General features: G+C 65.6%; 12 protein-coding genes. 5 read left to right on the forward strand and 7 right to left on the reverse strand.

The features are described from left to right. Nucleotides 1-2: 2 nt before the first annotated feature. A complete protein-coding gene (locus tag KVP10_RS19420; RefSeq protein ID WP_217966396.1) occupies nt 3-692 on the reverse strand; it encodes a response regulator in 690 nt (229 codons plus the stop codon). Nucleotides 693-939: 247 nt separating this feature from the next. Here KVP10_RS19420 and recA point away from each other — a divergent pair, with 247 nt between their 5' ends. Together recA and recX are read left to right on the forward strand one after the other, a co-directional pair. Then, nucleotides 940-2,007 carry a recombinase RecA gene (gene recA / locus KVP10_RS19425; protein WP_217966397.1) on the forward strand — a complete coding sequence of 356 codons (1,068 nt, stop codon included), beginning with the start codon at nt 940-942 and terminating at the stop codon, nt 2,005-2,007. A 43-nt stretch (nt 2,008-2,050) separates the two neighbouring features. Further along, nucleotides 2,051-2,677 carry a recombination regulator RecX gene (gene recX / locus KVP10_RS19430; protein ID WP_217966398.1) on the forward strand — a complete coding sequence of 209 codons (627 nt, stop codon included), beginning with the start codon at nt 2,051-2,053 and terminating at the stop codon, nt 2,675-2,677. Nucleotides 2,678-2,830: 153 nt separating this feature from the next. Here recX and cobA read toward each other — a convergent pair whose 3' ends face one another. From cobA to nirB, 4 genes are all read right to left on the reverse strand, one after another. Further along, on the reverse strand, nt 2,831-3,673 hold the full coding sequence (gene cobA / locus KVP10_RS19435; protein ID WP_217966399.1) for a uroporphyrinogen-III C-methyltransferase: 843 nt from the start codon (nt 3,671-3,673) through the stop codon (nt 2,831-2,833). Further along, the gene (locus KVP10_RS19440) at nt 3,670-6,390 is read right to left on the reverse strand and encodes a nitrate reductase (RefSeq protein WP_217966400.1); all 2,721 of its coding nucleotides are present in this window, start codon (nt 6,388-6,390) and stop codon (nt 3,670-3,672) included. Before KVP10_RS19440 ends, cobA begins: the two co-directional genes overlap by 4 nt. Before the next feature lie 89 nt (nt 6,391-6,479). After that, nucleotides 6,480-6,908, reverse strand: coding sequence for a nitrite reductase small subunit NirD (nirD, locus tag KVP10_RS19445; protein ID WP_217966401.1), 429 nt, complete (start codon nt 6,906-6,908; stop codon nt 6,480-6,482). Nucleotides 6,909-7,008: 100 nt separating this feature from the next. Next, nucleotides 7,009-9,441: a nitrite reductase large subunit NirB gene (gene nirB / locus KVP10_RS19450; protein WP_217966402.1), complete on the reverse strand. Its 2,433-nt coding sequence runs from the start codon at nt 9,439-9,441 to the stop codon at nt 7,009-7,011. 386 nt (nt 9,442-9,827) lie between these two features. On the opposite strand from nirB, the gene KVP10_RS19455 reads away from it, so the two are divergent. Beyond that, the gene (locus tag KVP10_RS19455) at nt 9,828-10,847 is read left to right on the forward strand and encodes an NAD(P)-dependent oxidoreductase (protein WP_217966403.1); all 1,020 of its coding nucleotides are present in this window, start codon (nt 9,828-9,830) and stop codon (nt 10,845-10,847) included. Here the strand turns inward: KVP10_RS19455 and KVP10_RS19460 are convergent. Together KVP10_RS19460 and KVP10_RS19465 are read right to left on the reverse strand one after the other, a co-directional pair. Beyond that, on the reverse strand, nt 10,772-12,160 hold the full coding sequence (locus KVP10_RS19460) for a sensor histidine kinase (protein ID WP_217966404.1): 1,389 nt from the start codon (nt 12,158-12,160) through the stop codon (nt 10,772-10,774). The two genes, KVP10_RS19455 and KVP10_RS19460, sit on opposite strands and share 76 nt — an antisense overlap. Continuing rightward, a complete protein-coding gene (locus tag KVP10_RS19465) occupies nt 12,106-13,071 on the reverse strand; it encodes a 7TM-DISM domain-containing protein (RefSeq protein ID WP_217966405.1) in 966 nt (321 codons plus the stop codon). The genes KVP10_RS19460 and KVP10_RS19465 overlap by 55 nt, the downstream gene beginning before the upstream one ends. 585 nt (nt 13,072-13,656) lie before the next feature. Between KVP10_RS19465 and KVP10_RS19470 the strand changes: the two genes are divergently transcribed. Both KVP10_RS19470 and KVP10_RS19475 read left to right on the forward strand, forming a co-directional pair. After that, complete coding sequence (locus KVP10_RS19470; RefSeq protein WP_217966406.1) at nt 13,657-16,371, forward strand: DUF4347 domain-containing protein; 2,715 nt, start codon at nt 13,657-13,659, stop codon at nt 16,369-16,371. Nucleotides 16,372-16,557: 186 nt separating this feature from the next. Then, nucleotides 16,558-22,390 (forward strand): cadherin-like domain-containing protein (locus KVP10_RS19475; protein WP_217966407.1); only part of this gene is annotated, 5,833 nt, incomplete at its 3' end.

Consider the following 22,390-nt stretch of genomic DNA (forward strand, 5'->3'; position numbering starts at 1 on the left):
CCCTATGCGGCCAGCGTATTGCCCCGCGTCTCGGGTTCGAGGCAGTAGCCCAGCCCGCGCACGGTGACGATGCGCGCCCCGCTGGGCTCGAGTTTCTTGCGCAGGCGATGGATATAGACTTCGATGGCGTTGGTGGTGACTTCTTCGCCCCATTCGCACAGCAGGTCGACGAACTGGTTCTTGCTGATCATGCGGCCGCAGCGCGACAGGAAGATTTCGAGCAGGGTGGTCTCGCGCGCGGACAGTTCGAGGGGCTGGCCGTGGATGCAGGCGATGCGGCCGTTGAGGTCGAAAGTAAGCTGCTTGTGCTGCAATACCGTGGTGCTGGCGCCGGCGCTGCGGCGGGTCAGGGCGCGCACCCGGGCCTCGAGTTCGCTCAGGGCGAAGGGCTTGGCCATGTAGTCGTCGGCGCCGAGGTCCAGGCCCTGGACGCGCTGTTCGACGGCGTCGGCAGCGGTGAGGATCAGCACCGGTATCTGGCTGTTGCGCTGGCGCAGCAGGCGCAGCACCCCCAGGCCGGGCATGAGCGGCAAGCCGAGATCGAGGATGAGCAGGTCGAAGGACTGCAGTTGCAGGGCGGAATCGGCGGCGGAGCCGTCGTGCACCACGTCTACCACATAGCCGTCGCCGCGCAGCGAACGGGAAAGTCCATCGGCAAGAATACTGTCGTCCTCCGCGATTAGAATGCGCATGTCGCTGCCTTTCGGCCCCTCGTCTCCCTTTGTGATGGCCCATTCTGACAGCAGGGACGGACCCGACCAATAAGGGATAACGATAGATGGCGGCCGAATTTGCATATACTGTTTGTTTGTACAGTATAATTTGGTGTGATAATCATTGCCGGATACTCCGGATGCAATAATTCCGGGGCGGGCTCGGGGGGTTCCCAAGGGCCGCTCCCGCCACTTTTTCAAGCTTTCCAAGACTAGGATTCCCCACATGGACGACAAAACCAGCAAAGCCGCCGCCGCCGAACGCGCCAAGGCGCTTGCCGCCGCCTTATCGCAGATCGAAAAGCAGTTCGGCAAGGGCTCGGTCATGCGCTATGGCGACAACGAGGTCGAGCACGACATCCAGGTCGTATCCACCGGTTCGCTCGGGCTCGACATCGCCCTGGGGGTCGGCGGCCTGCCACGTGGCCGCGTCATCGAAATCTACGGCCCGGAATCCTCGGGCAAGACCACGCTCACGCTGCAGGTCATTGCCGAAATGCAGAAAATCGGCGGCACCTGCGCCTTCGTCGACGCCGAGCACGCGCTCGACGTGCAGTACGCCTCCAAGCTGGGCGTCAATCTCGCCGACCTGCTCATCTCCCAGCCCGACACCGGCGAACAGGCCCTCGAAATCACCGACGCCCTGGTGCGTTCCGGCTCGGTCGACCTCATCGTCATCGACTCGGTGGCAGCCCTGGTGCCCAAGGCCGAAATCGAAGGCGACATGGGCGACTCGCTGCCCGGCCTGCAGGCGCGGCTCATGAGCCAGGCGCTGCGCAAGCTCACCGCCACCATCAAGCGCACCAACTGCATGGTCATCTTCATCAACCAGATCCGCATGAAGATCGGCGTCATGTTCGGCAACCCCGAAACCACCACCGGCGGCAACGCGCTCAAGTTCTATTCCTCCGTGCGGCTCGACATCCGCCGCATCGGCTCCATCAAGAAGGGCGACGAAGTCGTGGGCAACGAAACCCGCGTCAAGGTGGTCAAGAACAAGGTGGCGCCTCCCTTCAAGCAGGCCGAATTCGACATCATGTACGGCAGCGGCATTTCGCGCGAAGGCGAAATCATCGACCTGGGCGTGCAGGCCAATATCGTCGACAAGGCCGGCGCCTGGTTCAGCTATTCCGGCAACCGCATCGGCCAGGGCAAGGACAACGTGCGCGAATACCTCAAAGAGCATCCCGAAATGGCCTTCGAGATCGAAAACCGCGTGCGCGAGCAACTGGGCGTAGTGGCCCGCGCCGCAAGCGCCCAGCAGCCCGAAGCCGAGGCCCAGGCCGGCGAATAGCCTCGCCCGCAAAGCCCTGCAAGGCTCCGGAAAGCCCCGCCCCATGCCGCGCGCGCCCGACGACGATCCCTTCGAGGCACCGGGGCCGTTTGCGCCGCAAGGGGCGGGGCAGGTGCCTGGCTCGTCGGGGCTGCGCCAGGCACGCCGGTCTGCGGGGGCGTCCGAGCCGTTCGGACAACTCGCGGACGATGCCGCCGACGCCCCTCCCGCGCTCAGCGGGCGCAGCCTGAAGGCGCGAGCCGTGGCTTATCTTTCCAGGCGCGAATACTCGCGCGCCGAACTGCGGCGCAAGCTCTTGCCCAAGGTGGCCGACGCTGCCGAACTCGACCTCGTGCTCGACGAACTCGAGCGCGAGCGCTGGCTGTCCGACGAACGCTACGCCCAGGCCCTGGTGCACCGCAAGGCGCCGCGCCAGGGCACGGCGCGCATCGTCCAGGAACTGCGCCGCCAGGGGGTGTCCGGCGCCAGCCTCGACGCCATGCGCACGCAGCTTCAAGACACCGAACTCGAACGTGCCCGCCAGGTCTGGCGCAAGAAGTTCGACAGCCCGCCGCAAGACGCGCGCGAATACGCGCGGCAATTCCGCTTCCTGGCCTCGCGCGGCTTTTCCGCCGAATGCCTGCGCCGCATCCTGGGCGAGCAGCACGACGCCGACGATTCTAGCGACTAGGGCCTGTTCACACTAAAAGGGGTGCCACACTGGCGGGCAGGGTGGCCACAAAACAACCCGCCCCTCGGCGTTGCTCATGCTCGCCGTGGAACCACCACGGCTGCGCTTCGCGCCTTGATGGACAGGTTGTTTTGTGACCATGCGGCACCCCTTTTAGTGTGAACAGGCCCTAATCTCCGCCGCCCGGGCGGCCGGTTCCTCGGCCAGGCCCTGCGCCCAGCACTGGGCATGGCGTACGGCCTCGCCCAGTACGATGATGGCGGGGCTGGCCAGGTCCTCGGTCTCGATGGTTTCGGCCAGGTGTTCCAGCGTGGTGCAGGCGTGCCGCTGCGTGTCGCAGGATACGTGCTGCACCACGGCCACGGGCAGCGTGGGGGCAAAACCCGCCGCCAGCCATTCCCGCACCAGCGCCCGCGGCTGGCTCATGCCCATGTAGCACACGATGCTCAGCCCGCTGCGCGCCAGCGCCTGCCAGTCGGGCCGGGCGCCGTCGACGGTATGGGCCGTCACCAGCGTGACGCCGCGCGCCACGCCGCGGTGGGTCAGCGGCAGGCCCAGCGCACCGGCCACGGCCAGGCCCGCGGTAATGCCGCTGACGCAGCGGGCCTCGATGCCGCGCTCGGCCAGCCAGGCGATTTCCTCGCCGGCGCGGCCGAAGACGAAGGGGTCCCCGCCCTTGACGCGGGCCACCGTGCGGCCCTGGCGCGCATGGCGCTCCATCAGGCGCAGGATGAATTCCTGCGGCGTGGACACGCAGCCGCCGCGCTTGCCGACCTCGATGATCCGCGTGCCGGGGCGCGCGAAATCCAGTACGTCGCGGCCCACCAGGTCGTCGACCAGCCATACGTCGCATTCCCGCAGCACGCGCAAGGCCTTGAGCGTCAGCAGCTCGGCATCGCCGGGGCCTGCACCCACCAGCCAGACGCGGCCCGCGGCGCCGGAGCCGGAGCCGGAACCAGAGCCGGAGCCGGCAATAGTATCGAGATAAGTTTTCATGCCGCGATTTCCCCCATGCCGTGTTCGCGCAACATGCGCTTGAGCTGCGGCACGCACGAGCCGCAAGCCGTTCCGCATTTCAGTCCCGACTGCAGATCTTCCAGCGTCTGGCCGGCCTGTATTGCCTGTGCGATCGCGTCCTCGCCCACGCCGTGGCAGGCACAGACGATGCGGGCGCGGGCCGCGGCGCGCATGCGTCCCATCAATGCGCGGCCAGGGTCTTCGGGCGCTTTGCCGTCCTCGGCCCAAGCGAGCAGCGCCGTTTGTGCGCGCAGGTCGCCGGCCAGCAGGAAAGCCTGCAACTGGCCGTCGCCGCGCCGCAGGCGCCGCAGCACGCCGCGGGCCGGATCGTCGAAGGCCATGTCGGGCCGCTCCAGTTCCAGGTCGGCCGCCAGACGTTCCAGGACGGCGGCCTGCGGCGCTTCGGGCGCAGCCAGGCGTAGCCGCACGCCTTCGCCGCCGATGGTGCTGGGCACCAATACGGCGTAGGGGAAAGCGCGCAGCCACGACGCCAGCCGCGGACGCAGCTCCGGTATGGCGCCGCGCATCCAGGCCGAGGCCTGCCACGCATAGTCCAGCGGCCGCACGCTTACCGCGCTGTGCTTGAGCTCGGGCTGGTGCGACAGCGGGTCGACGGCATCGTTGCCCAGCGCATTGACGCCGTCGCCCGCCATGTAGCCGCTGCCCCAGTGCATGGGCATGTAGACGTGTCCCGGCTTGAGAGCCGGGTCGGGCTGGGCGGGCGCGACCAGCGCGCCGCGTTCGGACTGCACCTCCACCAGTTGTTCGCCGGCGATCTTGAGCCTTTCCATGTCCTGCGGATGCAGGTGGATGCAGGGTTCTTCGACGTGGCGCGCAAGCTGCGGCACCAGGCCGCTGCGGCTCATGGTGTGCCATTGGTCGCGCAGGCGTCCGGTCGTCAGCCGCAAGGGACGGCGGGCGGTCGGGCGCTCGGCCACCGGCGTGTAGGCGACGTCCATGAAGCGCGCGCGTCCGTCGGACGTGGGGAACACGCCGTCGGCATACAGGCGCGGGCACGCTGCGCCTTGCGGCGCGAAAGGCCATTGCTGCGGGCCTTCGGAGTCCAGCAAGGCATGGCTGAGCGCGCTGTAGTCCAGGTCGCGGCCCGCGGTCAGGCGCGCGTGCTCGGCGAAGATCTCGGCCGCGCTCCGGTAGCGGAACAGCGGCGCCTTGGCCGGCGCAATCTCGGCGGCGAGACGGCGCGCCACCGCACAGGCCAGTTGCCAGTCGGGCCGGGCGTCGCCCGGCGGGCGCAGCGCCGTGCGCACACGGCTGACGCGGCGTTCCGAATTGGTCATGGTGCCGTCTTTTTCCGGCCAGGTGGCCGCCGGCAGCACCAGATCCGCATATTCCAGCGTCTCGGTATTCGCATAGGCTTCCTGCACGATCACGAACTCGGCCCGCCGCAAAGCCGCGCGCACCTTGGCCTGGTTGGGCAGGGACTGCGCCGGATTGGTACCGGCTATCCACAGCACTTTCACCTTGCCCTCCAGCACCGCGTCGAACATCTCGACGGCGGTCAGTCCGGGCGTGTCGGGCAGGCTGTCCACGCCCCAGGCGGCCGCGACCTGCGCGCGGTGCGCGGCGTCGCCGGGATCGCGATGGCCGGGCAGCAGGGTGGCCATGCCGCCCGCCTCGCGCCCGCCCATGGCGTTGGGCTGGCCGGTCAGCGAGAAGGGGCCGGCGCCGGGCTTGCCGATCTGGCCCGTGGCCAGATGCAGGTGGATGAGCGCGGCATTCTTCGCCGTGCCGCTGCTGGACTGGTTCAGCCCCATGGTATAGAGCGACAGGGCCGGCCCGTGGGAGCCGAACCAGCGCGCGCAGCGCACGATGTCTTCGGCCGGCACACCGCATATTTCCTGGGCCGCGCGCGGCGTGTATTCGTGCACGCGCCGCTTCAACGCCTCGAAGCCCTCGGTATGCCGGGCGATGTAGTCGCGGTCGACCAGGTCTTCCCAGATCAGCACATTGAGCATGGCGTGCATCAGCGCCACGTCGGTGCCGGCCGAGATCTGCAGGTGCAGGTCGGCGATCTCGCAGGTATCGGTGCGGCGCGGATCGACCACCACGATTTTCATGGACGGGTCGCGCGCCTTGGCGGCCTCCAGGCGCCGGAACAGCACCGGATGGGCATAGGCCATGTTCGAGCCCGCGATGAACACCATCTTCGCGTGATCCAGGTCTTCGTAGCAGGCCGGCGGCGCGTCGGCGCCGAGCGTGCGCACATAGCCCGACACCGCGCTGGACATGCACAGCCGTGAGTTGGTGTCGATGTTGTTGGTGCCGATCAATGCCCGCGCCAGCTTGTTGAAGACCGCGTAGTCCTCGGTCAGCAACTGCCCCGAAAGATACAGGCCGATGGCCTGCGGGCCATGCTGCCGCAGGGTTTGCGCCAGGCGCCGCGCGGCCGCGGAGAGCGCGCTGTGCAAGGCGATGGGGCGGCGTTCTTCCTCGCGGTTGCGCCGCAGTTGCGCTGTCAGGACGCGGCTGGCGTCGCGCCGCACCGTGGCCGCCAGGTTCATGCCCTTGGTGCAGAGCCGGCCGTGGCTGGAAGGATGGCTTTCGTCGCCGGCGACCTCGATGACACGTTCGCCCTGGGTGCGCACCTGCACGCCGCAGCCCGTGCCGCAATAGCAGCAGACGGATGCCACGGTGCGTACCGGCGGCGCAAGCGAGGGGCTGGAGACGTGCTTCATTGCGTGTTCCTGGCGTTATGTGGGGCGGGGAAACAGGACCGCGAGCCCGAGACGATATGCCGGCTCGGCGTCGCGGCCCGGCATGTCCGTCAGGCGCTGCCCGCGGCCTGCGGCGTTGCACATGGCTCGGGGCTCTGCGCCAGGCCCCGCCCCTGATCCGGGAGATCCAGGTAGACGGTGCCGTCCTCGACTTGGACCGCGATACGGTGCGAGCAGCCCTGGTCGGGCGCCTGGGCCTGGCCGTCGGCCAGGTCTATGGTCCAGCCGTGCAAGGGGCAGGTGACGGCGTGGCCGTGCACCAATCCGGCCGATAGCGGACCGCCCTTGTGCGGGCAGCGGTCCAGCAGGGCGAACACCTGGTCGTCCCAGGCGCGGAACACCGCGATGTCGTCGGCGCCGCCGCGCTTGACGACGCGCGATCCGGCGCGCGGAATGTCCTCGACGGCGCAGACCGGGGTCCAGGCGCGATCGGCGTGCTTGGCGTCCACGGCGCCGGCATTTGCCGGATTGATATGCATCGGGCTCGCATCCATTGGGCTTGCGCCGGCCCGGCCGGCGCCCGTCGCCGCGCCGCTGTTTGTCGTACTCGTATTCATCGTGTTCATATCCGTGTCGGCCTCATGCGCTCAGGGGTTCGAATTCGCGGCGTGCCGCGGGCTCTTGCACGCGCGCGGACCAGGGGTCGCGCTCGAAGGACAGTGCGAACTTGAGCCGTTCGTACAGGGCTGCGCGATTGGCGGCGTCATCGACCACGCGGGTCTTGGCGTGGTCCAGCCCGACGCGACCCAGGTAATGGCAGGTGCGCTCCAGGTAGAAGGCTTCCTCGCGATAGAGCTGCAAGAAGGCGCCGGCGTATTCCAGCACTTCCGCGGGGCTAGCGACCTTGGCGAAGAACTGCGCCACCTCGGTCTTGATGCCGCCGTTGCCGCCCACGTAGATTTCCCAGCCCGAATCCACCGCGATCACGCCCACGTCCTTGATGCCGGATTCGGCGCAGTTGCGCGGACAGCCCGAGACCGCGAGCTTGATCTTGTGCGGGCCGCTCATGCCCACCAGGTCTTTTTCCAGCGCTATGCCCATGGCCGTCGAATCCTGCGTGCCGAAGCGGCAGAACTCGCTGCCTACGCAGGTCTTGACGGTGCGCAAGCCTTTGCCGTAGGCATGGCCCGAGGGCATGTCCAGGTCTTTCCAGACGGCGGGCAGATCCTGCTTGCGCACGCCCAGCAAGTCGATGCGCTGGCCGCCGGTGACCTTGACCATGGGCACCTCGTATTTCTCCGCCACGTCGGCAATGCGGCGCAATTCGGCCGGCGTGGTGACGCCCCCCCACATGCGCGGCACCACCGAGTAGGTGCCGTCTTTCTGGATATTGGCGTGCATGCGCTCGTTGGCCAGGCGCGATTGCGCGTCGTCGCGGGCCTCGCCGGGCCAGGTGCAGGTTACGTAGTAATTCAATGCGGGCCGGCAAGTAGCGCAGCCGTCGCTGTTGCGCCATTCCAGGAATTCCATGGCCTGCGAGATCGAAGCCAGATGGTGGTCGCGGATGGCCTTGCGTACTTCGCCATGGGTGAAATCGGTGCAGCCGCAGAGCGGCTTTTCCGTGCGCGGCTTGATGTTGGCCGCGCCGCCCACGCAATTGATCAGTATCTGTTCGACCAGCCCGGTGCACGAGCCGCAGGAACTGGCCGCCTTGGTGTGCTTCTTGATCTCGTCGACCGTGAACAGGCCTTTTTCGCGTATCGCCTTGACGATAGTGCCTTTGCACACACCGTTGCAGCCGCAGACCTCGGTGGAGTCGGGCATGCCCACGACACTGTTCTGCCCGGCATGGCCGGTGTCGCCGGCCGAGCCTTCGCCATACATCAGGTGGTCGCGCATCTCGTCGATCGAGCGCGCCTCCTTGATCAGGCGGAAGTACCAGCCGCCGTCCACCGTGTCGCCATACAGGCAGGCGCCCACCAGCTTGTCGTCGCGGATCACGAGTTTCTTGTAGACACCGCCCATCGGGTCGGCCAGTGTGATTGCCTCGGTGTCGCCGCCGCCCACGAAGTCGCCTGCCGAGAACACGTCGATGCCGGTCACCTTGAGCTTGGTCGAGGTGACGCTGCCGGGATAGCGCGAAATGCCGAAGAAAGCCAGGTGATTGGCCGCGACCTTGGCTTGTTCGAACAGCGGCGCCACCAGGCCATAGGCCGTGCCGCGGTGGCTCACGCATTCGCCCACGGCATAGATGCTGGGGTCGTAGGTCTGCAAGGTATCGTTGACCACGATGCCGCGATTGGTGTGTATGCCGGCGCGTTCGGCCAGCTCGGTGTTGGGGCGTATGCCCACCGCCATCACGATCAGGTCGGCGGGTTTTTCTTCTCCGTCGGCAAAGCGGATGCCGCGCACCCGGCCGTCTTCCGTGCCCAGGATGGCTTCGGTCTGGCGTTCCATCAGGAATTCCAGGCCGCGCTGTTCCAGGCTCGCGCGCAGCAGCCCGGCGGCTTGCGTGTCCAGTTGCCGGTCCAGCAGGCTGGCGCCCAGGTGCACCACCGCCACCTCCATGCCGCGCGAAGCCAGGCCGTTGGCCGCTTCCAGGCCCAGCAGCCCGCCGCCTATGACGATGGCGCGACGCAGCGTGCCCGCGGCCTCTATCATCAGATTCACGTCGCGTATGTCGCGAAACGTCACCACGCCGCGCAGGTCGTGCCCGGGCACCGGCAGGATCACCGGATTCGAGCCCGTCGCCAGCAGCAGCCGGTCGTAGCGCAACGCGCTTCCGTCCTCGGCCACCACTTCCTTGCGCTGGCGGCGGATGTCGACGATGCGCGACTCGAGCCGCAGGTCGATGCCGTGCTCCCGGTACCAATCCAGGTCATTGAGGATGATGTCCTGCACCGTCTGTTCGCCGGTCAGTACCGGCGAGAGCAGGATGCGGTTGTAGTTCGGGTAGGGTTCCGCGCCGAATACCGTGATGTCGTAGAGATCGGGTGCCAGCTCCAGCAGTTCTTCCAGTGTCCTGGTGCCCGCCATGCCGTTGCCCACTACGACGAGTTTCCGTTTCTTCATCTGAATGCTCCGGTGTTCATGGGGCGTGCCCGCCGATGCGCGTTTCGCGCCGCGCGGCATACGCCTGTGATTAGGCATAAGCAAAACATGTGCCAGCTTTCGCTCTGCCGCTATGGCGCTGCTGGGGCCCGGTGGCATGCACAGCGGCGGTGCGCGGGCCTCTTGCCATGCACCGTTAGGGTGCCTGGACGGCGATGCCGGCATGGCACTGGCCTCCCGCATGCGAGCCGGCACGGACTTTGCTTGAGTCGAATAGAGAGATGTGGGCGCCGGCCTGGGCCATGCGTGCCGCAACTCCACATCCGCAAGTCTTGCGGATATATATGTTTCGTCGCGGCGCATCGGCAACTCCGCCGCGGCATGCCCGACAACACCAGGAGCCACAGATGCGCTTGTTTCCCATGTTCTGCGATGTGCGCGGGCGCGACGCGCTCGTAGTCGGCGGCGGGCCCGTAGCCTGGCGCAAAGCCGCGCTATTGCTGGAGGCGGGCGCGCGCGTGCACGTCGGCGCCCCGCAGCTTTGCGGGCAGTTGCAGGAACTGGCGGGATGCGGCGCGCTGCTGCACCTGCCGGGCGCCTATAGTGCCGGGTGGCTGGACGGCAAATGCCTGGTCATTGCGGCTACCGACGAACGCGCCGTGAATGCGCAGGTGGCGCGCGATGCAGGCGGCCGCGGCCTCTGGGTCAATGTGGTGGACGACGCCGAGCTGTCCAGCTTCCACGTGCCGGCCATCGTCGACCGCGCGCCGCTGACGCTGGCGATCTCTTCAGGCGGCACGGCCCCCGTGCTGGCGCGCCGCCTGCGCGAGAGGCTGGAAAGCCTGCTCGATCCGTCTTTGTCTTTGCTGGCGGAATTGGCGCAGCGCTACCGGCCGCGCATACGTGCCCGCTATCCCGATGTGGCGCAACGGCGCCGCTTCTATGAATGGATGTGCGACGGCCCGGTTGCAGCGATCGCGCAAGGGCAGGGGCTGGAACCCGCGCGAAGCTGCCTCGACCGGGCGCTGCAAGAGCCGCGGCCCCGCGGCCAGGGTACCGTCTGCTTCCTGGATGCAGGCGAAGGCGATCCGGAACTGCTGACCCTGAAGGGCTTGCGTGCACTGTCTTCGGCCGACCTGATCATCCACGAGCCCTTGCCCGACGCGTCCTTGCTGGCCATGGCGCGGCGCGATGCCGACCGTGAGGCCGTGGACGATCTGTACGCACCCGCAACGCAACCGGTCCTGGGGCTGGCCCTGGCGCGGGTCGAGTCGGGTGCACGTCTGGTATGTGTGTTCCGCAGCCGCCGCGAGGCGGCGCACCGCCTGCAACGGGAACTGGAAGCCCAGGGCTACGCCTGCTGCTGGATTCCGGCCGCAGGTGTTTCGGGTGTGGAGGAGGCGGCCGTTTCGGCGGTGCCGGGCTGAGCCAGCGCCAGGCTTTCGATGCGTTCCAGGTCCAGCGCCTGCAGCGCCTCGCGTATCTCGGCGAAGAACTCGGTGTATTGCGGGTAGTCCGTCGACATGCGAGCCAGCCAGTGCTCGATGTCGGTGATCTGGCCGTCGCGCGCCAGCATGGCCAGTTCCAGGCGGTCGTGAGGCGGCGGGGCGTCGCAAGGCACGGCGGGCGAGGCGGGGGTCGGCGATTGCGCCGTCAAGTCCGGCGGCGCCCAGTACAGGATGCGGTCGTCGGCGGCCGTCAGCCTTACTTCGAAGCGGAATGTGCTGCCCTGGTCGGGCGCGCTTTGCATGTGCAGGTCGCCGCCCATCGTACGTATGATGCTGCGTGCGATGAACAGGCCCAGGCCCACGCCCTCGGTGCGCGGCTGCCCTTGTTCGAAAGCCTTGAAGATCGATGCCTGCTTGCCCGGATCTATCCCTATGCCGGTGTCGCTGACCTCGAAGCCAAGCACCCAGGATGAGGCGGCCGAGCCGGCCCTGGCCGCGCTGACGCGCAGCGTGACGCTGCCGTTGCGGGTGAACTTGGCGGCGTTGGACAGCAGGTTCAGCAGCACTTGCCGCAGACGGCGCGCATCGAGCAGCACCGTGTACGGCAGCATGTCCTGGATCTCGGCCTGGAAACGATTGTGCTGGTATTGGCTGAGCGTGCGGCCCTGCCTGACTACGTCTTCCAGCAGGCCGGCCAATTCGACGGGCTCGCTGACCAGGTGCAGGGGCTTGAGTTCCGCCCTGGCGTAGTTCAGCAATTCGTCGATCAGGTCGAGCTGGTAATCGACATTGCGTTCTATGGCGCGCAGATAGGTTTGCTGTTCCGTGGCCGGGCTGCGGGCCAGCAGCCTGGCGTAGCCGACGACGGTGGCGAGAGGCGCGCGCAGGTCGTGGCCGATATAGCTGAGGATTTCGGTCTTCTGCCGGTTCTTGTCCTGGGCGTATTCCAGGGCCTTGTTCAGTGCCTGCGTCTGGATTTCCACTTCTTCGCTGAGGCGCTGGTTTTCCCGGGCCTGCCACTGCGCCAGGGCTTCGTTGGCGGCATTGCGCTGCTTGCCCATGAGCGTGATCCAGGCAGCAAGCAGCGCCAGGCTCAGGTAAAAGCCCAGCAGCATGGCGACGGGGTTCACGGCTATGCCCCCCAGGCTGCCCCGGTATACGAAATCGGGCAGCAAGCCCCAGGGCTCGAAGGCGCTGAGCGTCAGGTGCGCGGCCGCGTAGGCGGCGATCAGCAGTATCAGCCTGCGCGCCGGGATGCGCCGGCGCGCCAGGGCCACCACGAGCAGCACCATGCCCGCCGCGAATAGAGGCGTTGCAAATAAGGCAATCTGCCGCACCATATTGTATTGCCTACCCACCCCATTACGGCCATGCCCAGCTCGAATACGGTAAAGGCAATGAGCCAGCGGCGTCCCGGCAGGCGCACTTTTTCCTGGCGCGCCACTTCCAGCACGAACAGCAGGAATACGGCCAGGGACAGGCTGCCGAGCACATACAGGCTGCGATAGCTCCATTGCGTGCTGTCCGGCCATAGATACAAGTGGCCATAGCCGCGCCGCACCGCTTCGTAGCCGGCCACCAGCACGGCTTCTATGGCCAGCAGCAGGAAAGCAGGACTGCGCGAGAACAGGGCGATCATCAGCGCGCTCCAGCCCAGGGCCAGCAGGCCGCCGAACAGCAGGCTGTCCCAGCCTCGCATGTGGACCTCATGCGTGATATAGCCGTCGTTGGTATACAGCATCGGCTTGATGAGATGCGGCTGGGTCGTGACGACGCGGGTCAGTATGCGTATGCTTTCCCCGGGCGCGAGCACGAGTGCGGCAGACGGCAGGCGCGAGCGCAGGGCGGTGTGCCGCAAGGGGGAGGCCAGCCCGCCATGCAAATGCTGCCAGGCGCCTTGCGGCTTTTGCAGGTAGATGTCGATCTGCCGGAAGTTATATGGGCTGAGCACCAGGCGCAGGCGCTGCGTCTGGTTTTGGCGATTGGCCAGCGACAACTGCAGCCACCAGGCGGTATGCATGTCGGGGGAATGCAGCTTTTCCGTGCCGATGGGATGAAACCCCGATTCGGCATCGCCCGGCTCGGCCCGGGCCGGCAGCCCGGCGACCTGCTGCAGGGTCAGCTCGCCCGAGTCGTCTCGCAGCAGGCTGGCGTCGCGCCAGACGGGCAGGGGCCAGTGAGCATCCGGGCCTATTGCCGCCACCTGTCCCCATGCCGGAATGCCATGCAGCATAAAAATGTAAAGGCAGATCGACAGGCAGGCAGCCAGCCGGCGCGCGCCACGCGACGGCTGACTGCACTTTTGTGAATCAGCCGGGACTTGCATGACGGTGGGCGGGTAATGGGCGGTCATCTTCGCTTCTTGTTTAGTGATGACGGGCGTACGGCCGGCGACAAGGCGGCGGATAGCCCTTTATCTATATATATGAAGAAACATTTGAAGGCCATCTATCGCGGTGTAACATTCGTCGCTATTTTTATTACGGCATATTTTTCAATGTTTCAATTCTGTGATAAATGCAAATTCAGCGCCAGCCGCAATTTGTGCATATTGACGTTTCTTGACTAATTTTTTACACGTTTTGTCGCTGAATCAAAATAATTCTACGCTTTGGCAAACTACGGCAAGGTGTACGAATGCTACATTCAAAACTATAAGTTACATAAGTTACATGGCAATTACGTAACTGCCGGCTCGCAATTTTCCCTGATCACAGGCACTTATCGGCTCGCCATGGGCAGGCCGTGGGCGGCCTCGTACTGATCATTACTCAGGCAAAACTCACAGATGACGCTCATACGCTTTCCTCGTGCCCGCTCGAATCCCGATCGCCGTCCGACCCAGGCGTTTGCGCCCCGCAGCACCTTGCTGGCGCTGGAGCCTCGCACCCTGTACGACGGGGCCGCGGCGGTAGTCGCCGACAAGGTTGCGGCACATCCGCAGCACGGTTCTCAGGGCCAGCACGAGGGCCAGGCGGACCATGCGCAGGCCCGGGCGATTTCCGAGCCGGGCCGCGATGCCCAGCCGCACGAGCAGGCGCGTACCAACGAATTGCTGTTCGTCGACACTACCGTATCGGGCTGGCAGAACATCGTGGCCCAGGCGAAGCCCAACGTGCAGGTCATATTGCTCGACCCGGCGCGCGACCCCATAGACCAGATCGCCCAGACCATGAGCCACGAGGGCAAGGTCGATGCGATACACATTGTGTCTCACGGCGCCGACGGCACCCTGCAGATCGGCGGACGCAGCATCGATCTCACATCCCTGCAAGGCTATTCCACGCAGCTCGCCACCATAGGCGAGCATTTGACCACCGACGGCGACATCCTGCTGTACGGCTGCGACATCGGCGAGGGCGCCGCGGGGGCTCAGTTCGTGCAGGCGCTGGCGCGGGCCACCGGCGCCGACGTGGCGGCGTCCACCGACGCCACCGGCGCCGCCGCGCGCGGCGGCGACTGGACGCTGGAATACAGCACCGGGCAGATCGATGTCGCCGTCCTGCACGATGCCGCTTATACGGGGCTGCTGGACGCGCCTTCGGTTACGGGCACCATGAAGGATGCCAGCGTCGCCGAGCCCAGCTCGTTGAACGCCGACGGCGCTTCCACGCTGGGGCTTTCCGGCTGGACTATCGCCGACAGCGGCCAGGGTACCGGCACCGTCACGGTCGACGTGATCCTGTCCAATACCTCGGCCGGCTCGCTCGTGGACGCCAGCGGCCACAGCACGGCGGTATCCGGCGGCCTGGAATTCACCGGCAGCGCCGCCGCCGCCCAGGCCTGGGTGAATCAATTGAGCTTCACTGCAGCCGATACGGAACTGGGCAATACGGCCGCCAAAACCACCCTGACGGTCAAGGTCACCGACCAGGAAACCGTGCCCTTGTCCAGCCAGAAGTCCATCGACATCACGGTCACGCCTTCCAACGATCCGACTACCCTGGCCGACGGCCACCAGAACGTCGACGAAACCAATGCCGGCGACGGCAGCCTGAAGAACGTCACGGTCCTGACCACCGCGGCGCTGAATCCCTCCGACCCGGAGGTCAGCTTCGGCACCCAGAATCCCTCGCAGATCGTCTACCGCATCGACACCGATGCCAGCTATGGGTATCTGGTGCTGCACACGGGCGGTGCCGACGTGCGGCTGGGCGTGGGTTCCGTCTTCACCCAGGCCGACGTGATCGCCGGCAATGTGCGCTACGTGCATACCGAGACCGGCGCCAGCCAGGACGCCAGCGACAGCTTCACCGTTACGGCGAACGACGGCGCCACGCCTCAAAGCCAGTCGGCGCATGCCACCGTCACGCTCGATATCACCCCGGTCAACCAGGCCCCGTCGGTCAGCGGCACAGCGCAGGTCTACGAAGGCCAGAGCGGTTTCCAAGTGCTGGCCAACAGCGGCATCACTTTCGACACCGGGGGCGATCCCGGCGATGCCATCGCCTCGGTGACCATCGAGTCGCTGCCCACGCAAGGCACGCTGCTCTACAACGGCAATGCAGTGACTGTCGGCCAGGTCATTCTGTATGCGGATCTGGGCCTGCTCACTTACAACCACAACGGCAAGGATCCCGGCGACACTGATTCCACAGGTGCCAGCGATTCGTTCAAAATCGTCGTGACCGACACGGACAGCGGCGGTACGGATCCGGCTTCCAGCGCATCCACCGACATCAAGATCGCCATCCTTGCGGTCGACGACGATCCCACCTACGCCGGCGGCACCCGCGAAGCCACTGTCGCCAAGAACGGCCCGGACGGCACGCCGGGCGGCGGCGACGATTACCGTGTGGTGCTCGATACCGGCATGCTGTCGGCCGCCGACGTCGATTCTTCCGACGTCGCGGTCTCTTTTGTCGTCAGCCAGTTGCCCAGCTACGGCCAGATCGTACTGCTCGACGCCAGCGGCAACGTCACGCGCGTGCTGGCCGCCAACGACAGCTTCACCCTGGCCGACCTCAAGGACGGCCGCGTCGCTTTCGACCAGACGGGTGCGCCGCCCGAAGGCGACAGCCTGGTCGATGGTTTCAAGTTCCAGATCATCGACAATGCGGTCGCCGTGCACTGGGACGCCAACGGCAACCTGTATACGCGCGCCGGCGGGGTCTATGGCGCCGGCGGCGCCTCCGCCGCGCTCACCACCTTCGATTTCACGGTGAACCTCGTGCCGGGCTATGACGGCGGCGGCCCGGGCAGCGGGCCCGCCACGCCCGGCGTGAATACAGTCGTGACCCATGCCGGCACAGATCCCAATGATGTCGTGTTCGGCAACCTCACAGAGGGCGGCAGCCCGGTCACTATATCCGGGACGACGATGCTGAGCTATTCCGCCGACGGCGTGGACCCTTCGCAGATCGTCTATACCGTAACCGGCTTCAAGGTCGGCTCGGACCCTGCGGATTCCCTGAACGGCACCATGTACAAGGCCGGCGTGGCGCTGGGCCTGTACAGTACCTTCACCCAGCAGGATCTGGACGACGGCAAGATCACCTTCTAGCAAGACGGCAGCGAAGTCTTCCAATCCACGGTCAGCCTGCACGTCTCGGGCGGCATTCCCGGCATCGACAACGATGTCGATTTCACTTTCTACACCACGCCCACCAATGACGCGCCAGTTGCCGAGGGCGGCAAGACGATAGTCATCCAGGAAGGCACCGGCACGGCCGGCACGCAGCCCGGCACAGTGGCCATCACCGATGCCAACCTGAAGCTCAGCGACCCGGACGACGCCAACAGCGGCGCTGGCTACGAGAATCCGCCCTTCGTGGATGGGGATTACGCCGTCAATAACGGCACCAATGGCACCCATCCCCTGGAATTCGTCATTACTGACCTGCCCGATCACGGCACGCTGCAGTACTGGTCGGGCACCGCCTGGGTCGACATCACCGCCGACGATCTCTATACCGGCGGCTCGGTGGGTTCGGGCGTGCTGCGCCTGGATGCCTCCATTCTGGTGGGCGGAGACGGCCTGACCAAGGGCCTGCGCTACGTGAACGACGGCGGCGAGGTCAATTCCGACAGCTTCCAGGTCAGGGCCCTGGACAATCGCGATACGCTCAGCGATTCGGCCGCCACCGTCAACATCGTGATCACCCCGGTCAATGACGCGCCCCAAATCGCCCACCTGCCCACCGACTCCGATCCCACGCCCGGTGTCGATGCCCCGAATCATATCGGCGGCGATGCGGCCAACGATCCGGTAACGGTGCGCGAAGGCGGTGCGGTACAGATCACCAGCGACTACCTGCAGGCGTACGACCCCGACTCCACCGCCGAGCAGGTGCAATACACCATCACCCAGGCGCCGCAAGACGGTTATATCGCCATCTCGACCGACGGCGGCCATACGTTCCAGGAACTGGGCAAGGGCGCCTCGTTCAGCCAGGCGGACATCGCCGCCGGCCGCGTCTATTACGTCCACAACGGCGACGATCCGACCAGCGGCAGTTCGCAGGACAAATTCTTCTTCACGCTGGCCGACGGCGACAAGGAAGTCAAAGAAAACGAGTTCTGGATCAACGTTGCTTCGGCCAACGATGCGCCGACCGTTACCGCGCCCAGCGGGCCGGTGATCATCGACAGTTCCATTCCCGCCGACAACCCCGTCAAGGACAGCAGCGGCCATACCTTCACCGTGGGCGACGTGGACGTCGACAGCGGCTCTTCGCCCGATGCCGTCATGCAGGTCACCATACGGCTGCTCGACCAGGACGGCAAGCCCTTGTCCAGCAAGGCCGCCTATAGCGGCGTAACCATAGGCTATGCCGGCATCGACGGCATCAATATCTGGGCCGATGCCACCCACAACGGCAGCGGCGACTTCCTGGTGTTGAACGGCACCAAGGCCCAGATCAACGCGGCTCTGGCCGGCCTGACCCTGACTTTCGCCAGCGACCAGGACAACAACTACGAGGACAAGATCTACCAGGTCCAGGTAATCGCCGACGACCGGGTGCGCAACCCTGGCGGCGCGCTGATCGACGGCGACCCGGACGCCGGCGGCGTGCAGCCCGAAGCCAATGGCGGCACCGTCAACCAGGCGACAACCGTGGGCGGCGACCCCACCGCCGTGCCCGGCACCGTGCACAACTGGTACACCGACAGCGTGGCGTCGGACGATCCCAATATCGCCGCCAAGGCCGTGGTGGTGTGGGCCTCCAGCGTCAACGACATGCCCACCGTAACGCTGCGCGCCGCGCCCACCGACATCTACGAAGACACTGCCTACGAATTCAGCGCAGCCAAGAGCAACGCGGTCAGCATCGCCGATTCCGAGTCCTCGGCCTTCGGCAAGGCCGTGCAGGTCACTTTGCAGGTATCCAATGGCACGCTGACGTTCGGCTCCGCGGAATCGGGCGTCACCATCAGCGGCAGCGGCACAGGCACCGTGGTGCTGACCGGCAGCGCCGACCGCATCCAGGCCCAGCTCAATGACGGCTTCAGCTACAAGGGCAAGGCGGACTTCAACGGCGCCGACACGTTGAAGGTCACGGTCAACGAGTACCAGGCTGCCATCGGTGGCGACGTCGGCTCGGGCAGCGTAGTCAATCCCGACGTGTTCGAGAGCGTGGCGCTGAACTTGATACCGGTCAACGACGCGCCGACGGTCGCCACGCCTTCCGGCCCCATCGACGTAGGCACCAACACCGTCATCGACATCAGCGGCGTGTCCGTGGGCGACGGCCACGATATGGGGGCCGACGGCTCCGGCGTGCAGTCCGGCGAGCACGACTTCGTGCAGGTCACCGTGCGCCTGCTCGATGCCAGCGGCAATCCCGTCACCGACTACAGCGGCATCGTGCTGCAGGTCGGCGATACGGCCGGGGCTAGCCCCGTGGCCGGCGTCACTATCGACAGCTACAACGGCGAAGGCACGCCCCTGGTGTTGCGCGGTATCCTGGAGGACGTCAACAGCGCGCTGGCGCAACTGAAGATCAGTGTCACGGGCGACCGCAACGTCACCTACCAGTTGCAAGTGTTGGCCGACGATCGCATGCGCGCTCAGGACACCGGCGCCCTTGTCGACGCGAACGGCGATGGCGACGGCTCGCCGGCCTATGCCAATGGTGGCGGCGTCAACCAGCAGACTGGCTTGCCGGCGGTGCCGACCGACGATGCCTTCTTCGACGACCCGATCCATACCACGACGGCCACCGCCACGTCCCTGTACGACATCGTGGCCTCGACCGTGGCGCTGCATGTCTCGTCCACCAACGACGCGCCCACCATAGGCGATTTGTCTTCGGGCCTGACACTGGCCGAGGATGCCAGTGCCACGCCGGTCAAGTTGGCTGATGGCTCCTATATCAGCATCGGCGATACCGACGACTTCGGCTCGAATTTCACCGTCACGCTGACGGCCCACTATGGCACGCTCAGCGGTTTGTCCGCGGCCGGCCTTGTGTCGTTGACGGATACGGGTGCGGATGGCATCACGGTATACACCCTGGTCGGCACCAAGGGCGCCATCAACACAGCCCTGCAAAGCCTGCAGTTCAAACCCGCAGCCGATCTGAACGGCCCATCGGGCATCGCCAGCATCGACATATCGGTCACCGACACGGCGCTGCCGGGCTCTTCCGGCGGCGACCTGACCACCACCCGCACGCTGGAGATCGCCATCAATCCGGTGAACGACCAGCCCACGATCTCGAATGACGTCACCTTGCCGGCCTATACGGAAGATGTGACTGACCCGGCGGGCACGCGTATCAGCGACCTGGATTTCGGCTATTCCGACGCCACCGACAGGCAATCAGGCACAAGCAACGATGATGTCCAGGGCTACGACAATTCCACGCCGTTCACCTACATCGCCATTGTCGGCGCCACGAACTATACGGACGATCAGGGCAACTGGGAGATCTCTTCGGATGGCGGGGCACACTGGATAGTTCTTTCCGCCGACACCATCAATGCGCTCAACGCGGGCGGCAGCAACAGCGGCAAGGCTCTGGTGTTTTCCAGCGGCGACCTGATCCGTTTCGTGCCCAGCGCCAATTTCTTCGGCACTCCCGGTTCGCTCACGATTCTTGCCGGCGACGGCAGCGATACCGATGCTGATCATATTGCCGTCAGTACCAGCGCAGGCGATGCCAAGACCCTGGTCACCGGTGAAACGAACCGCTGGAGCTCGGCCACCGAGACTATCTCCACCACGGTAACCAATGTCAACGACCGGCCCACGGGCACGGACGCCTCGATCACCCAGAACGAGGGTGAAGGCGAGTCCGATTCCGATATCGTTTACAAGGTATCCGATCTGGATTTCGGCTACAGCGACGCCAGGGACAATCAGTCCGGCATTACCGGCGGCGGCAATGAGGCATCCGTCATCGGCGGCATCGCCATCGTAGGCAATACCGCCGATTCCGCTACCGAAGGCACCTGGCAGTACAGCACGGATTCAGGTGGTACTTGGAAAAACATTGATGGCACGGTCAGCAACAGTTCGGCCTTGCTGCTGTCCAATTCCGCCCTGCTTCGTTTCATACCGGTGGACGCCGATTACAACGGTGTTCCCACAGGCCTGAGTGTGCGCCTGTCCGATGTGGCGGTGGACAACGGTTCGGGGGTGGATATACGCGTAGATGCGCACGACGTAGGCGTGGACGACGCCAGTTCGCATTGGTCCGAGGTCGTGCAATTGAAGACTTCGGTAGTCAAGCAGAACGATGCGCCGGTGCTCATCGGCACCGCGGCCGACCCCACGGCTCCGGAGAATGACACCACCGGCAGCGACGTGTCGGTCGACGGCGTGCGCTTGTTCAACAATGACATCAGCCTGTCCGATATCGACCTGAGCACGACGGCAGGCCTGGGAGGCTCGGGCGCGGACAAGGTGTTCGGCGCCGGCACCATCCACGTCCAGATTACGAGCGGCAAGGACTCGGGCGACGTGCTCTACGTCGACCCGGATGTTTTGCCAGACTTGAGTATGGATGCGTCGAATGTTTCGGCCGGCACCGACGGCACGTTGACGATCACTCTGAGCAAAAGCACTACGCTGGCCGACGTCAAGACCCTGATCGAGGCCATTTACTACAAGAGCACCAGTGACAATCCCACGGCGAACAATACCAACGCCACGCGCGACTATAAAGTATGGGTTAGCGACGGCAAGAATCTCCAGGTGGAGGGTGGCACCAACATCGATGCCGGGGGACCGGGCTCGATGGACAGCGCAGCTATTACCGGCACTTTGAGGATTACTCCCGTCAACGATAAACCGGTGGTGGACCTGAACGGCAGCGGTACGGGCCGAGATTCCAGCTACACCTGGGTCGAGCCTTCCAATGCCCCCGACGTGGCCAAGGCCTTCATGCCCGGCGCCACGCTCAGCGACGTGGACAACGCCAACCTGACGCAGATGCAGCTCGTGGTCGGCGGCGCCGTGGACACCGGCTACGAAGACCTGATAGTGGGCGGCGTGACGTTCGACCTGAGCGCCGACAAGACTGCTAGCGCCGGCGGCTTCGACATCACCTATACCGCCGCCACGCACACCTTTGACATCACGCCCACGTCCGGCATCGCCACCGTGGCTTCGTTTCAGTCCCTGCTGCGGGGCGTGGAATACAACAACCGCACCGACAAGCCTACGGCCGGCGACCGCACCGTCACCGTCAAGGTTACCGATGCGGGCCTGGACGACGCGGCCAGCAACGGCGTGGGCGACAACCAGCTCGACAGCAATGTCGCCACGGCCATCGTCACTGTGCAGCCTTCCAACGACCAGCCTGTCATCAGCGGCCTGGACCCCGTCACCTACCACGAGAACGACATCAACGCAGCTCCGGCGGTGATCGACGCCGATATCGCGCTGACCGACATAGACAGCGAGAATTTCGACCATGGCGAGTTGAAGGTCACCGGCCTCGCGGCCGACGACCAGGTGGGCATTCTTTCCGACAGCACCGTGCGCCTCAGCGGCAGCACCGTGCAGTACTACGATGGGTCTGAGTGGGTCGACGTCGGCATCTACTCCAGTACTGCGGGCGCCGGCGGCAGCCTGACTATCAGCCTCAATTCCAACGTCACCCCCGAGATCGCACAGAGCCTGGTAGAGCACCTGACTTTCGCGAACTCCTCCGACGTCCCGGTCACGTCGCGCACATTGAGCATAAGCGTGACCGACGGAAACTCTTCTGGCAATGCGCAGGTCGCTACCGTGGTGGTAGGCATCACTCCCGACAACGATGCGCCCAGCATCGACGGCCTGGATGGAGTCAGCGAGCATGCGACCGCGACGGACAAGTACCTGCAGGGCGGTGATCCGGTGGTGATCGACGGCAATGTGTCGCTGGTGGATCCGGAGCTGGGCGCGCGCGACGACTGGAGCGGGGCGACGCTGACGATCAGCCGCCAGGGCGGCGCGTCGAGCGACGACCTGTTCGGCTCCTTGTATCTGGTGGGCGGCAACGTGACGGTGGGCGGCGAGACAATCGGTACGTATACCGATACGGGCGGTACGCTGGAAATCACCTTCGCCAGTGGGGCGACCACGGTGCTGG

The sequence above is a fragment of the Candidimonas humi genome, assembly GCF_019166065.1.
In the GTDB taxonomy this organism is placed as follows: Bacteria; Pseudomonadota; Gammaproteobacteria; order Burkholderiales; family Burkholderiaceae_B; genus Candidimonas; species Candidimonas humi.